This window comes from Bacteroides muris (ex Afrizal et al. 2022) (assembly GCF_004793475.1).
In the GTDB taxonomy this organism is placed as follows: Bacteria; Bacteroidota; Bacteroidia; order Bacteroidales; family Bacteroidaceae; genus Bacteroides; species Bacteroides muris.
In genome coordinates this window covers 1-14,711 of record NZ_SRYZ01000044.1, presented here as the reverse complement: position 1 = coordinate 14,711, position 14,711 = coordinate 1, and the positions used below count along the sequence as shown (strand labels likewise).

The window sequence follows — 14,711 nt, the reverse complement described above, 5'->3', positions numbered from 1 at the left end:
AGAAAATGATGTTCGACGAAGTTTCTAAACTACTGGATTAGTGGTCGGACATGGCTTATTTGGCGAAATGTATTGATAGGTACATATAGTTTTTAACCAATATCTTGATTATGTTTAATATTACATTATGAAAACCCCGGTGGTGCATTGGATTTAATTACGTTATTCAAGAGTCACATGACAGTGCTTGGAAATCTGCCAACAAACGAGCCAAGAATGACCCCGCAGATGATTACATTTCTATAGTGAATATGGCAAAAGCTGGAGGGGCAACTCATGATGTCATCAATTATATACATCAATCACAACAAATGGAGGCTTTTTGTGCAGGATGAAAATAGCATTAAAAGAGCAAATAAAAAATTTGCAGGAAGATGGGAAGCTGCCTAAGTTTTCAAACAAAAAGAGAGATTTTCAGATTGTTACGGATGAGAATATAAAAAAGGGTCTATCATTTATGTACCGATGATAAACGATGACGGTTTTGTAGTGAAAGGAAACCAAAAGATGACTGTATAGTCGGTTTCTTATTAGTAAATACAAAGCCGAATACATTTTTTAAGGAGTTGGGAGATATTCAATTTCCACTATTAAAAAGTCAGCAGTAAGAATCGCTGAATAGTTACAAGCCAATTTATACTTTCCACTTGTTCGGAAGAAACATTTCATACGTCTCCCCCACTTCTGGTTTCTTGCTGAACACTACCTTTAAATACTCGAACAGATTGACATTGTTTAGTTTACAGCTTTCCACGATGGTGTAGATAATGGCTCCCCTCTTGGCATTCTTGTGATTCCCGAAGAACAGATAGTTGTTCAGTCCAAGTTTTGTCGGACGCAGCAACCTTTTGAATTTTCTGAATATCGGAACGGTAAAACGAATCCGGTACTCCCTGATTTTCTCCGGGATAAACTTCTTCTTCCTGAAGAACCTTTCCAACCTGTAAATCTTCCCGATAAAATCCAAAGCTTCCCCGGAATGTTCCGGATTGTTGCTCTCCGATTCGACGAACTTCCTATAGATGACCTTCACAATCCGCGCCGGTATCATATACAGGCGGAAGGTCTTCTCAGAACGGACAAATTTTGCACCCTTCAATTCTTCCGCATCAGGCGTAAGCACTTCAATCCTTTCCTCCATTTCCTTGTAAGCCCTCCGTTCCGGTCTTCTGTATGAACTTTTAATCTTTTTTCGTATGTTCTTCACAGGTGCGTCATCGACCGGCTTAGTTCTGATGTAACTTGGTACACTCTCAATATTTTCCGTTTCAGATGATTCCGTATGTGTTTTCTCGCTTTTGTACCCGAAAATCTTTTTGTTCAGTAGCCCGATGGTATCAAGCTGCTCCTTTACGAGCGATTTGTATGACGCCAGTTCGGATTCTAAAGAATCGACTTTTTCAACCAGACTTGAAACAAGTTGTTTCAAGTCTGGTTGAGCGTCCTTACTGCGTACCTGCTCCATCAGATTATGGTATATGCGACTTATATTCATGTATTAAATATAATAATTAATTATTTAATACACAAATAATTATAATGATTTTACACATAAAATCATTCACCTTTTTCAAGTCCGTTTAAACAGTTTTTTCGGTTGCTTATAAGGTTCCAAAAGTCATTCCAGTTCATCTTATAAGACTCCGATTCCGTGTGATATGAAGGATTAACCCGCTTCCTGTTGTATAACTTGACAGTATATAGCACAAAAGTCCCGTCATTCCATCTGAGAATCTTTAAGAGTTTCCTGTCCCGTGAGAGAAACACAAATACTTCCATCGAGAAAGGGTCACGCAACAGGCTACCACGTATAACACCACAAAGCCCTTCAATTCCCTTTCTCATATTCACCGATTCCTGGCAGAAATAATATTTCATATCCTTAATCAATCCCAATACAGTTCCCTTCATATATGATAGACATTAGGATTAACGCCTTGATTGTTGTCTGTGGTATGTCAATAGTCATACCGCTCGGAAAAGTGAGCTTGGCTTCTTTGATGATGGTTCCAGGTTTTGGCAGTTCGAGGCTGGCTCTGAATGCAGGACTGTCTTCCGGCAGTCTGAGAGGCACATCGTTCTCTTCAAACTCCAACGGGAACAACCTTTGTGCTTGAGGTGTGATTTTCGATCCAGAAAATGGGGCTAGCAATCTGGACTGGCTTCTATGATATGTCACGGTTGAGTTTTCGACGAACTTCTCACCGTGTAACTTTTCCCATTGGTTAATCCATTCCATCATATCCCAATACGTGACTTGTTGTTTCTTACAGAAATCCTCCAATGTCATTCCACTTTTGAGGTATCTTGCATAAAGAACCTGCATTTCGCTTTGTGATATTGCCATTATCTTCCATTTTTTTTAATCAGAACAAAAATAGGGGGAAAAGCATGGTTGGTAAATATGCGATTATCGGACACTTACGGATAAATTCGATTCGACAGAGGAAAGTTAGCGGTTCAACCACGTGGCCTGGACCGTCAACTCCTTGATACGTTCCTGCAGTTTTTCATTCTAATCTGCTTGTTTTTTATTGATGGCAGACAATGAAGCAATGGAGGTATTCAGCCCTTCAATCGTCTTGAGCAATATATCTTTTTCATCCATTGTCTGTCTCTTTTTATTGATGTAAAGATACTAAATATTAGTTGGTTACACAACAATACCGGATGCTTACGAATCAAAAGAGATCATCAGACTTCTTCCGAAACGTCATGTCCAGCAAGATAATAGGATTATGTAAAAAACACAGAAAAAGGACAATAACAATGGCATATAAAGTGATTATACTCTATCGACTTTATATGCCATCTTACGTTTTAGGGACATTTACTGAATGTCCCTAAACAAGCTTTTATTATTACTGAAAGAAATATTACATCAGCTTTTCAATTTCTTCGAATTCAGGGCCCATCTGCAAATTATAATACACTCTATAGAGACCATTTAACCATAAATCTTTTTGATCAGGTTTCAGTTCTCTTGCCTTTTCATAATAAGGTTTTGCTTTTTCATAGAAAGTCCTCAGAGTAGCTTGGTCTTCTTTATACTTAGAATCATTAATATCTGTAGTTGCTTTCTCGGAGAAATCTTGTGCTTGTAAGCAGTAAATCAAACCCAAATTAGAGTATGCTTCTGCATAATTAGAATCTACTTCTATAGTTTTCTTATAGAATTCAATAGCTTTATCATACTCTTTCATATTGTGATAAAGGTAACCTTTTACATACAAATAGAATGTATTGTTAGAATCTTTAGCCAACATATCATCAGCAAACTGCATAGCTTCGTCATATTTGTTATTATTGCTATAATAATCAATCAAATGACCAAAGAAGAATGAATGTTCAGGATATTTTTGGATACCTTCTTTTAAAGAAGCAATCCATTTAACAGTATCACCTTCGGCTTTTAATGCAGTAGAGATAAATTCCATAGCGTATTTCCCAACTTCTTTATCATCTTGTGCATAAGGAGCATACTTCAAAATACTAGGATAATCTTCCATCTTAGCAGCTGCTAAACTTGCATAATATGCTATTTGGGGTAATACTGTATCTGTTTGTAATAAATTTTCCTTTTCAAACATCGGATTGATAGCAATATCAATATATGTTGCAAAGAAATCTAACGCTTTTTTATTGTCTTCATTAGCTGCATCGCCCTCCTTTTGTGAGGCCAAATTAAAGAACTGTATACCACCATTAATCAGATTACCGCGTTCTGCTAAAATTGTAGCAGAATTAGGCTTTCTATATTTATTCTTGATTTTGCCCTTTTCATTGGGAATTTGTGCCAATTCGTCACATTTGAAGTAAAATTTACACATGTTCAATGCACTATTATATACCTGAAGAGTGTCATAAGGTTTTCTCAGATAGGCATTTTCCATTTCTTTCTCACTTCTTTTTCTTTGGATAAGACCTGCTACATCCCATGTCTCAGCATTGTCTTTTGTTTCGGGATTGGTTAAAGCTTGATTTATCAGTTCCTCTGCTTTGGCAAAGTCAGGATTTACTCCGTTAGCAATACTTTTAGCCTCTTTCACGTTCTTTTCTTGGGCGAAAGTAAAGCTTGCGGCAAATAGTAAAACCATTGAAAATAATACTCTTTTCATGATTGTAGAAAATTTAAATTAATATTATGTCTATTCTTCATTTTCGTTGTTTACCTCGTTCTGAGGGCTTTCAGGGATATTTTCTTTCCCCTCCTCTATAAGTTCTTCTTCATTTTCTGAAGTGACTTTACATACAGAACCTATTTCGTCATTACGTTTCTCAAGGTTGATTAGACGCACACCTTGTGTAGCACGTCCCATGATACGAACATCGGCAACTTTTAGACGAATGGTAATGCCGGATTTATTAATAATCATCAAGTCATTTTCATCTGTAACAGACTTGATTGTCACTAATTTACCCGTTTTATCGGTAATATTCATTGTTTTCACACCTTTACCACCACGATTGGTCTTGCGATAATCTTCAATATCCGAGCGTTTGCCATATCCTTGTTCTGATACAACCATAATTGTTTCTGCTTCAGGATTTTTGATGCATATCATACCTACTACTTCGTCTTGACCGTCTTCATCTAATGTCATGCCACGTACACCGGTGGCAGTACGTCCCATAACGCGTACAGCACTTTCATGGAAACGAATAGCACGTCCGTTACGGTTGGCAATGATGATTTCATTGTCACCGTTTGTCATACGCACTTCGATTACACGATCGTCTTCACGGATAGTGATGGCATTTACCCCATTTTGGCGAGGACGTGAATACTGTTCAAGCAATGTTTTCTTAATGATACCATTCTTAGTACAGAACAATACATAATTGCTGTTGATAAACTCCTGGTCGTTCAGATTCTTCACACGCAAATAGGCGTTCACAGCATCGTCAGAGTCGATATTTAACAAATTTTGGATGGCACGACCTTTTGAATTCTTAGTACCTTCAGGGATTTCGTATACCTTCAGCCAGTAACACTTACCTTTCTGTGTAAAGAACATCATGGTATTATGCATGGTTGCAGGATAAATATGCTCTACAAAGTCTGCATCACGAGTTTCGGTACCTTTAGAGCCTACCCCACCACGGTTTTGTGTACGGAATTCGCTCAGCGGTGTGCGTTTGATGTATCCCATATGTGAGATGGTGATAATCATTTCATCATCTGCATAGAAGTCTTCCGGATTGAATTCTTCTGATGAATAGACAATTTCCGAGCGACGTTCGTCACCATATTTCTCTTTTATTTCAATCAGTTCATCTTTAATAACTTGGCGGCAGAGTTCGTCATTGACAAGAATTTCTTCCAAGTAAGCAATCTGCTTTTGAATTTCCTCATATTCGGCGTGCAACTGGTCTTGCATCAGTCCAGTGAGTTGGCGCAAACGCATTTCCACAATGGCACGTGACTGAATTTCACTGAGTTGGAATCGATTCATCAAACCCAAGATAGCATCATTCGGTGTTTTAGCAGCGCGGATAATCTTGATTACTTCATCGATATTATCAGATGCAATGATTAATCCTTCCAGAATGTGTGCACGTTCTTTGGCCTTACGCAAATCGTACTGAGTACGGCGGATGACTACATCATGTCTGTGCTCAACGAAGTATTTTATCAAATCCTTCAGATTCAGCAGGCGTGGACGGCCATGTACCAATGCAACATTGTTCACGCCAAAAGATGTCTGCAGCATTGTCATCTTATAGAGCTTGTTGAGTACAACGCTGGCATTTGCATCACGTTTTACATCAATAACGATACGCATACCTTCACGGTCGGATTCGTCATTAGCATTGGCAATACCTTCAATTTTCCTTTCATTGGCCAAATCAGCTATATTTTTAATCAATTCAGCTTTGTTGACGCCATAAGGAATTTCTGTCACAACTATCTTATCGTGTGTCGAACCAGTCTCAATTTCGGCTCTAGCACGCATTATGACACGTCCGCGTCCCGTGAAATAGGCTTCTCGAACACCGCTCATGCCGTATATATAGCCTCCAGTCGGGAAGTCAGGAGCTTTGACATACGTCATCAGCTCTTCTATGTCGATGTCATTGTTTTCAATGTATGCAATACAAGCATCAATAACTTCAGACAGGTTATGAGTCGGCATATTGGTAGCCATACCTACTGCAATACCAGACGCACCATTAACTAAAAGATTCGGAATACGGGCCGGCATGACGGTAGGCTCTTGCAGAGAGTCATCAAAATTGTTCTGCATGTCAACGGTCTCTTTTTCAAGGTCTGTCATCATGTCTTCGCCAATTTTTCGCAAACGGCACTCTGTATAACGCATGGCAGCAGCACTGTCGCCGTCTACTGAACCATAGTTGCCTTGTCCGTCTACCAACATATAACGCATTGCCCAAGGCTGAGCCATACGTACAAGAGCTCCGTAAACGGATGAATCGCCATGAGGATGATATTTACCTAATACTTCACCTACAACTCTGGCTGATTTTTTATAAGGTTTGTCGGAGGTATTTCCTAATCCCATCATTCCGAAAAGAATTCTTCGGTGAACGGGTTTAAAACCATCTCTAACATCTGGAAGGGCACGTGAAACAATGACCGACATAGAGTAGTCAATGTACGATGACTTCATTTCCTCCTCGATGTTAATCTTTATAATTCTGTCTTGTTCAAGCATTTAAAAAGATTATTAATTACACATTTGGGGGTTCGTGAAAAACCACGCTAAAGTACTACTTTTTTACGATATACAAAAGTTTTCTTCCATAAACTTTGTTGCCTGCGGCATAAATATGGAAGTTCTACCTCCCTCTTTTTTCCCCCGAATTGCCATTAATATATAAGGTATGAAATGGAAAAACAGATTTGAGATTTATGGCACGAGATTTGTATACTATTAAATCAGTTAAATATGATACGCTGAATTAATAAATGCGTATCTTTGTCGTGGATAACCTTTTTAATTGAGGAGAATTATAAAATATGAACAATCATTTTTCACAAAGAGTTTCAGACATAATTACTTATAGTAAGGAAGAAGCCAATCGATTGAGAAATCGCTATATTGGTCCGGAACACCTTCTGCTTGGTATGCTACGTGATGGCGGAGGAAAAGCTATTGAAATATTGTTGAAATTTGATATAGATTTAAAACGGGTAAAAAGTCGTCTGGAGGGTTTCCTGAAAGATGCTAAGGACGATACTCTCTTGCCGGACGCTGAAGTACCTTTGTCCCCGATGTCGGCCAAGATATTGAAGATGTGTATGCTTGAAGCACGTCTGCTGAAAAGCGTAACAGCTGATACGGAACATGTATTGCTGGCTATCTTGAAAGATGGTGATAATCTTGCTGCAACTGTTTTGGAAGAAAATCGGGTAGATTACCAGACTGTATTTGAACAGCTTTCCATGAAATCGACTAATCCGAATGCGGGAATGGGATTCACTGAGGACGATGAAGAGGATGAAGAAGACATGAATATGCCCCGTTCTTCCCGTACCGGTGAATCCGGTTCAGCCTCAGCTGCACAGACTGCATCCAGAAAGCCGTCCAATGATACTCCTGTGTTGGATAATTTCGGCATAGACATGACGCGGGCTGCCGAAGAAGGCAAGCTGGATCCGGTTGTTGGGCGTGAGCGCGAGATTGAGCGCTTGGCGCAAATTTTGAGCCGTCGCAAGAAGAATAATCCGGTGCTTATTGGCGAACCAGGCGTAGGAAAATCCGCTATCGTAGAGGGGTTGGCATTACGTATTGTGCAAAAGAAGGTTTCGCGTATCTTGTTCGAAAAGCGTGTGATGATGCTTGATATGGCCTCTGTGGTGGCGGGAACAAAATACCGTGGTCAGTTTGAGGAGCGCATTCGCTCTATTATCAATGAATTGCAGAAAAATCCGAATGTCATTCTTTTTATCGATGAAATCCATACGATTGTAGGTGCCGGTGCTGCTGCCGGTTCCATGGATGCTGCCAATATGCTGAAACCGGCTTTGGCGCGTGGTGAAATCCAGTGTATTGGAGCTACCACTCTTGATGAATACAGAAAGAATATCGAGAAAGACGGTGCTTTAGAACGTCGTTTCCAAAAGGTTATTGTAGAGCCTACCACGGCTGAAGAGACGCTTCAAATATTGAAGAATATCAAGGAGAAGTATGAAGACCATCATAATGTGAGCTACACAGATGAAGCTTTGGAAACATGTGTCAAGTTGTCAGCACGCTATATTACCGATCGTAACTTCCCGGATAAAGCTATTGATGCTTTGGACGAGGCTGGTTCGCGTGTGCATTTGACGAATATTAACGTTCCGAAAGAAATTGAGGAGCAGGAAAAGCTGATTGAAGAGGCACGAAGCCTGAAGGCTGAAGCTGTAAAGTCACAGAATTTTGAGTTGGCTGCCAGCTACCGTGACCGTGAGAAGGAACTTTCTGTCCGCTTGGAAGAGATGAAGGTTGAGTGGGAGGCCCGTTTGAAGGATAATCGCCAAACGGTAGGTGAAGAAGAAATAGCTAATGTTATTTCGATGATGTCCGGTGTACCCGTACAGCGTATGGCGCAGGCAGAAGGACTTAAACTGGCTGGAATGAAGGAAGAACTGCAGGCGAAGGTGATAGCTCAAGATGTTGCGATAGAGAAACTTACCAAAGCGATTTTGCGTAGCCGTGTAGGGTTGAAAGCTCCGAACCATCCTATCGGAACCTTTATGTTCCTTGGCCCTACTGGTGTGGGTAAAACACATTTGGCGAAGCAATTGGCAAAATATATGTTTGGCTCTGACGATGCCTTGATACGTATCGATATGAGCGAGTATATGGAGAAATACACCGTATCTCGTATGATTGGTGCCGCTCCGGGATATGTGGGCTATGAGGAAGGTGGCCAGTTGACCGAAAAGGTACGTCGCAAGCCGTATTCCATTGTCTTGTTGGATGAAATTGAAAAAGCTCATCCGGACGTGTTTAACATCTTGCTCCAAGTGCTGGATGAAGGTCGTTTGACTGACAATTATGGCAGAACCATCGATTTCAAGAATACGGTTATCATTATGACCTCCAATATCGGTACACGGCAGTTGAAGGAGTTTGGCCGTGGTGTGGGTTTTGCGGCGCAAAACCGCACGGATGACAATGAATATTCGCGCAGTGTGATACAAAAGGCTTTGAACAAGACCTTTGCTCCTGAATTTTTGAATCGTTTGGATGAAATCATTACTTTCGACCAGCTCTCTTTGGATGCTATTACGAAGATTGTGGACATTGAGTTGAAAGGCTTGTACGAACGAGTTGAAGCAATTGGTTACAAGCTGGTAGTGGAGAATGATGCAAAGAAATTCCTCGCTTCAAAAGGATACGATGTGCAGTTTGGTGCGCGGCCATTGAAGCGTGCCATTCAGAACTACTTGGAGGATGGACTTTCCGAGTTGATAGTGGCTGCGGAGTTACAACCGGGTGATATGGTAAACGTATCAGTAGACAAAGAAAAAAATGAGCTGAGCATCAAGAAAGCATAAGCAGTTCTTTATAAAAGCCGTCAAAATGTCAGTCCTTATGGACTGGCATTTTTTTTGTGCTATATCTGCCGAAATAATTAAAAATATAAATCTAAAAAATATAAATGTAGTATGCAAAAAGGTAATATTGGGGTAACTACTGAGAATATCTTCCCCGTCATTAAAAAGTTCTTGTATAGTGATCATGAAATTTTTCTCCGTGAGTTGGTTTCTAACGCAGTTGATGCTACGCAGAAACTGAAAACACTCTCCTCTATTGGTGAGTTCAAGGGTGAAGTTGGCGATTTTACTGTGCATGTTTCGCTGGGAAAAGATACCATTACGGTGTCTGACCATGGTATCGGGCTTACTGCTGAAGAAATAGACAAGTATATTAACCAGATAGCTTTTTCTGGTGCCAATGACTTCCTTGAGAAATACAAAAACGACGCCAATGCCATCATCGGTCATTTTGGCTTGGGTTTTTATTCGGCTTTTATGGTTGCCAAGAAAGTCGAAATCATCACTAAATCCTATCGGGAAGGTGCTCAGGCTGTAAAGTGGACCTGCGATGGCAGTCCGGAGTTTACGCTTGAAGACACAGATAAGGCAGAACGTGGTACTGATATCGTTCTCTACATAGATGATGACTGCAAAGAGTTCCTCGAAGAAGCGCGTATTTCCTCTTTGTTGAAGAAGTATTGCAGCTTCCTCCCTATTCCGGTTGCATTTGGCAAGAAAAAAGAATGGAAAGATGGCAAGCAGGTTGAAACTGCCGAAGATAATATTGTCAATGACTCCAATCCTTTGTGGACACTGAAACCCAGCGAATTGAAAGATGAAGATTACAAGAAGTTCTATCGCAATCTTTATCCTATGTCCGACGAGCCTTTATTCTGGATTCATCTGAATGTGGATTATCCGTTCCATCTGACTGGTATTCTGTACTTCCCCAAGGTGAAGAGCAACATTGAGTTGAATAAGAATAAGATTCAGCTCTATTGCAATCAGGTATATGTGACGGACTCGGTGGAAGGTATTGTTCCCGATTTTTTGACCTTGCTGCATGGTGTGCTTGATTCACCGGACATTCCATTGAACGTTTCCCGTTCTTACTTGCAGAGCGATGCCAACGTGAAGAAGATTTCTACATATATCACGAAGAAGGTGTCAGACCGTTTGCAGTCTATCTTCAAGAACGACCGTAAGCAATTTGAGGAAAAGTGGAATGACTTGAAGATTTTCATCAACTACGGAATGCTTACGCAGGAAGATTTCTATGATAGAGCCAAGGACTTTGCCCTTTTCACCGATACAGACAGCAAATATTACACTTTCGAAGAGTATAAAACGTTAATTAAGGATAGCCAGACGGATAAGGATGGAAATCTGATTTATCTGTATGCCAATAATAAAGATGAGCAATACAGCTACATAGAGGCCGCTACGAATAAAGGATACAATGTGCTGTTGATGGATGGACAGCTGGACATTGCATTGGTGAGCATGTTGGAGCAGAAGTTCGAAAAGGTTCGCTTCACTCGCGTAGACAGCGATATTATTGATAATCTGATTGTCAAGGAAGACAAGAAGAACGAAGCGTTGGAAGCTGGCAAGCAGGAAGTTCTTTCTTCCATCTTCAAGAGCCAGTTGCCCAAGATGGATAAGACGGAATTCAACGTTACGGCGCAGGCCTTGGGCGAAAACGCCACTCCTATCATGATAACTCAGAGCGAGTATATGCGTCGTATGAAAGAAATGGCCAATATTCAGGCAGGAATGAGCTTCTATGGCGAAATGCCGGATATGTTTAACTTGGTATTGAATTCAGACCATAAGCTGGTGAAAGAAGTTCTGGTAGATGAAGACAAGGAATGTGCTGCTGCCATTGCTCCGGTTCAGGCAGAAATGAATGAAGTGGATAAACAACGTAATGAATTGAAGAAGAAGCAGGAAGGTAAGAAAGATGAAGATATACCGACTACCGAAAAAGATAAGGTAAATGAGCTGGATAAGAAGTGGGACGAACTGAAAATGCAGAAAGAAGGTATCTTCGCTGATTATGCAGCCAAGAATAAGGTTGTCCGTCAACTGATAGATTTAGCACTGCTGCAGAATGGTATGTTGAGAGGTGAAGCTTTGAACAACTTTGTCAAGAGAAGCATTGATCTGATAAAATAGGCCCCCTTAAATTTGCATTCAATATATGCAAGGGTATTGTGATTCTCCAGAGTCACAATACCCTTTTTTTTATTCATTTTCACCAATTGAGGTGTGATTTCCCTCGTTGAATACGGCATTTTTAGAAACTATTGTTTATATTTGGGGCAATGAACATTTATCTTACTCGGAATAGCACAGTTATGAAAAGAGTTTTATTGTTTTTTTCGTTTCTTCTATGTAGCTTTATTTTACAAGCTCAGAAAGTGGGGCTTGTACTGAGTGGCGGTGGAGCAAAAGGCATGACTCATATAGGTATTATCCGGGCTTTGGAAGAGAATAATATCCCCATTGATTATATAACCGGAACCTCTATGGGAGCTATCATCGGTTCTCTATATGCCATGGGGTATTCTCCAGACGATATGGAGGCGCTGTTACGCTCTCCCGACTTTAAACGTTGGTATTCGGGCAAAGTGGAGCCCAAATACGAGTATTATTTTAAGAAAAATCGTCCTTCACCAGAATTTTTCAATATCCGTTTTGCTTTTAGGGACTCGTTGCATATAAAACCCCAGATACTTCCTACAAGTATGGTCAACCCCATACAGATGAATCTGGTATTTGTGGAATTGTTTGCACGTGCCACGGCTGCATGTGCCGGTAATTTCAACAAACTATTTGTCCCTTTTCGCTGTATAGCGTCCGATGTGTATAACAAAAAGCCATTGGTATTGGGTAAAGGGGATTTGGGGGATGCGGTACGAGCTTCCATGAGTTTTCCTTTTGTCTTCAAACCGATAGAAATAGACAGTACGCTTGCTTATGATGGCGGTATTTACAATAATTTCCCTACGGATGTGATGCGGGAGGATTTTCATCCGGATGTCATCATTGGCAGTGTGGTGGCGGCCAATCCGGGTAAACCGAAGGAGAATAACCTGATGAGCCAATTGGAGAATATGATTATGCAAAAGACCGATTATTCCATTCCGGACTCATTAGGCATAGTCATGACCTTCAAGTACGACGATGTCAACCTGCTGGATTTTGATCGTCTGCAGGAGTTGCACGATATAGGTTACAACCGTACTCTTAACATGATGGATTCCATCAAAAGCCGTGTCCATCGTAGAGTAAATGCTGATAATGTACGTTTGAGGCGTCTCGTTTTTCGGAGTAATCTGCCTCAATTCCGTTTCCGGGATATTATTATTGAAGGGGCGAATACTCAACAGCAAGCCTACATCAAAAAAGAATTCCATGATGAGGAGCATGAGGTCTTTACTTATGAAGACTTGAAGCGCGGATATTTTCGTTTACTGGCGGATAATATGATTTCGGAAATAGTTCCTCATGCCGTATATAATTCTGAATCAGATTTATATGAGTTGCATTTGAAGGTGAAGATGGAGGATAATTTCTCCGTCCGTTTGGGGGGCAGTGTTTCTACTACCAGCTCAAACCAAATCTATTTGGGAGTAGGATATCAGAACTTGAATTATTATTCCAAGGAAATCACTTTTGACGGTCAGTTGGGTAAGATTTATAATAATGCCCAATTGATGGGTAAGATTGATTTGCCTACCCACATACCTACGTCCTTTCGTTTTATTGCTTCAATCAGTACTTTCGATTACTACAAGAAAGACAAGCTGTTTTCCAAGAATGACAAGCCTTCATTCAATTCAAAGGACGAACGTTTTGTGAAATTGATGGTTGCCTTGCCGTTTCTGGCCAATAAGCGTGCGGAGTTCAGCCTGGGATATGGTCAACTGGAAGATAACTACTTTCAATCCAGCGTAATCGATTTCGATAGAGACCGTTCGGACAGAAGTACCTACAAGCTTCTGGGAGGTTCCATCGGTTTCTATGGGAGCACCCTGAATACGCGGCAATACGCGACAAAAGGCTATCTGGAGAAGCTGATAGCCCAGGTCTTTACTGGAAGGGAAAGATTTAAACCGGGAAATCTGCAAGAAGGGTATAGTCCTTTTCCGCAAGAGCGGCAATCTTGGTTGCAAATCTCTTATATGAAAGAGGCATATCACACAATGGGACCGAAGTTCACTCTGGGATGGATGGCAGAAGCACTGTATTCATCGAAGAATTTCTCCGAGAATTATACGGCAACTATGATGCAGGCAGGAGAATTTGCACCGACTCCGCATAGTAAACTTATGTACAATGAAGCTTTTCGTGCCAACCAGTATGTGGCTGCCGGTATCAAGCCCATATATGTTTTGAACGACATGTTCCAGTTCCGGACAGAATTTTATGGCTTTACACCGATTTTTCCGATAAAAAAGAATGCATTGAATAAAGCATATTATGGAAAAGCATTCTCCCGCTTTGAATATATAGGAGAAGTTTCTATTATTTGTCATTTGCCATTTGGAGCCATCTCTGCTTATGTAAATCATTATAGCTCACCGAGAAAGGAGTGGAATGTGGGGATGACCATCGGCTGGCAATTGTTTAATTATCGCTTTGTCGAATAATTTTTTTCAAAAAAAGTTTGGATATTGTTTGCTAATTCGGAAAAAGTGCGTATCTTTGCACCCGTTAAACAAAGAGGCCGCGTAGCTCAACTGAATAGAGTAGCTGACTACGGATCAGCCGGTTACAGGTTTGAATCCTGTCGCGGTCACAAGTTTTCATAATTTTAAAAGGGCCGCGTAGCTCAACTGAATAGAGTAGCTGACTACGGATCAGCCGGTTACAGGTTTGAATCCTGTCGCGGTCACAAGTTTTCATAATTTTAAAAGGGTCGCGTAGCTCAACTGAATAGAGTAGCTGACTACGGATCAGCCGGTTACAGGTTTGAATCCTGTCGCGGTCACAAGTTTTCATAATTTTAAAAGGGTCGCGTAGCTCAACTGAATAGAGTAGCTGACTACGGATCAGCCGGTTACAGGTTTGAATCCTGTCGCGATTACAAAGAATCTCCGCAAATTTTATTGCGGAGATTCTTTGTTTTATTCGGCATGGTCAAGCTGCTTCCAGTTTTGCATTGAATGATTCAGCAAATGCATTCGTTTCTCTGTTAACGAAATAGTTT

8 protein-coding genes and 4 tRNA genes are annotated in these 14,711 nt (G+C 40.7%); 7 read left to right on the top strand and 5 right to left on the bottom strand.

The features are described from left to right. Positions 1–634: 634 nt before the first annotated feature. From E5355_RS15080 to gyrA, 5 genes are all read right to left on the bottom strand, one after another. Positions 635–1,495, bottom strand: a complete 861-nt coding sequence (locus E5355_RS15080) for an IS66 family transposase (protein WP_136010985.1) — start codon at positions 1,493–1,495, stop codon at positions 635–637. A 62-nt stretch (positions 1,496–1,557) separates the two neighbouring features. Continuing rightward, on the bottom strand, positions 1,558–1,878 hold the full coding sequence (tnpB, locus tag E5355_RS20400; RefSeq protein WP_168354349.1) for an IS66 family insertion sequence element accessory protein TnpB: 321 nt from the start codon (positions 1,876–1,878) through the stop codon (positions 1,558–1,560). A gap of 4 nt (positions 1,879–1,882) precedes the next feature. Next, the gene (locus E5355_RS15070) at positions 1,883–2,347 is read right to left on the bottom strand and encodes a hypothetical protein (RefSeq protein WP_136010983.1); all 465 of its coding nucleotides are present in this window, start codon (positions 2,345–2,347) and stop codon (positions 1,883–1,885) included. Between the two features lie 529 nt (positions 2,348–2,876). Beyond that, positions 2,877–4,118, bottom strand: coding sequence for a tetratricopeptide repeat protein (locus E5355_RS15060; RefSeq protein ID WP_136010982.1), 1,242 nt, complete (start codon positions 4,116–4,118; stop codon positions 2,877–2,879). Between the two features lie 30 nt (positions 4,119–4,148). Continuing rightward, positions 4,149–6,677 (bottom strand): DNA gyrase subunit A, encoded by a 2,529-nt coding sequence (gene gyrA, locus E5355_RS15055; RefSeq protein WP_136010981.1) that lies wholly within the window; start codon positions 6,675–6,677, stop codon positions 4,149–4,151. Between the two features lie 305 nt (positions 6,678–6,982). On the opposite strand from gyrA, the gene E5355_RS15050 reads away from it, so the two are divergent. The 7 genes from E5355_RS15050 (at position 6,983) to E5355_RS15020 (ending at position 14,588) form a co-directional block, all read left to right on the top strand. Then, the gene (locus tag E5355_RS15050) at positions 6,983–9,511 is read left to right on the top strand and encodes an ATP-dependent Clp protease ATP-binding subunit (RefSeq protein ID WP_136010980.1); all 2,529 of its coding nucleotides are present in this window, start codon (positions 6,983–6,985) and stop codon (positions 9,509–9,511) included. 111 nt (positions 9,512–9,622) lie between these two features. Beyond that, positions 9,623–11,671: a molecular chaperone HtpG gene (gene htpG / locus E5355_RS15045; protein WP_136010979.1), complete on the top strand. Its 2,049-nt coding sequence runs from the start codon at positions 9,623–9,625 to the stop codon at positions 11,669–11,671. 182 nt (positions 11,672–11,853) lie between these two features. Continuing rightward, entirely contained in the window at positions 11,854–14,151 is a 2,298-nt protein-coding gene (locus tag E5355_RS15040) for a patatin-like phospholipase family protein (RefSeq protein WP_136010978.1), read from the top strand. 75 nt (positions 14,152–14,226) lie between these two features. Continuing rightward, a tRNA-Arg gene (locus E5355_RS15035) sits at positions 14,227–14,300 on the top strand. A 22-nt stretch (positions 14,301–14,322) separates the two neighbouring features. Further along, positions 14,323–14,396, top strand: a tRNA-Arg gene (locus E5355_RS15030). Positions 14,397–14,418: 22 nt separating this feature from the next. Further along, positions 14,419–14,492 (top strand) — tRNA-Arg (locus tag E5355_RS15025). Between the two features lie 22 nt (positions 14,493–14,514). Next, positions 14,515–14,588 (top strand) — tRNA-Arg (locus E5355_RS15020). Positions 14,589–14,711: the final 123 nt, after the last annotated feature.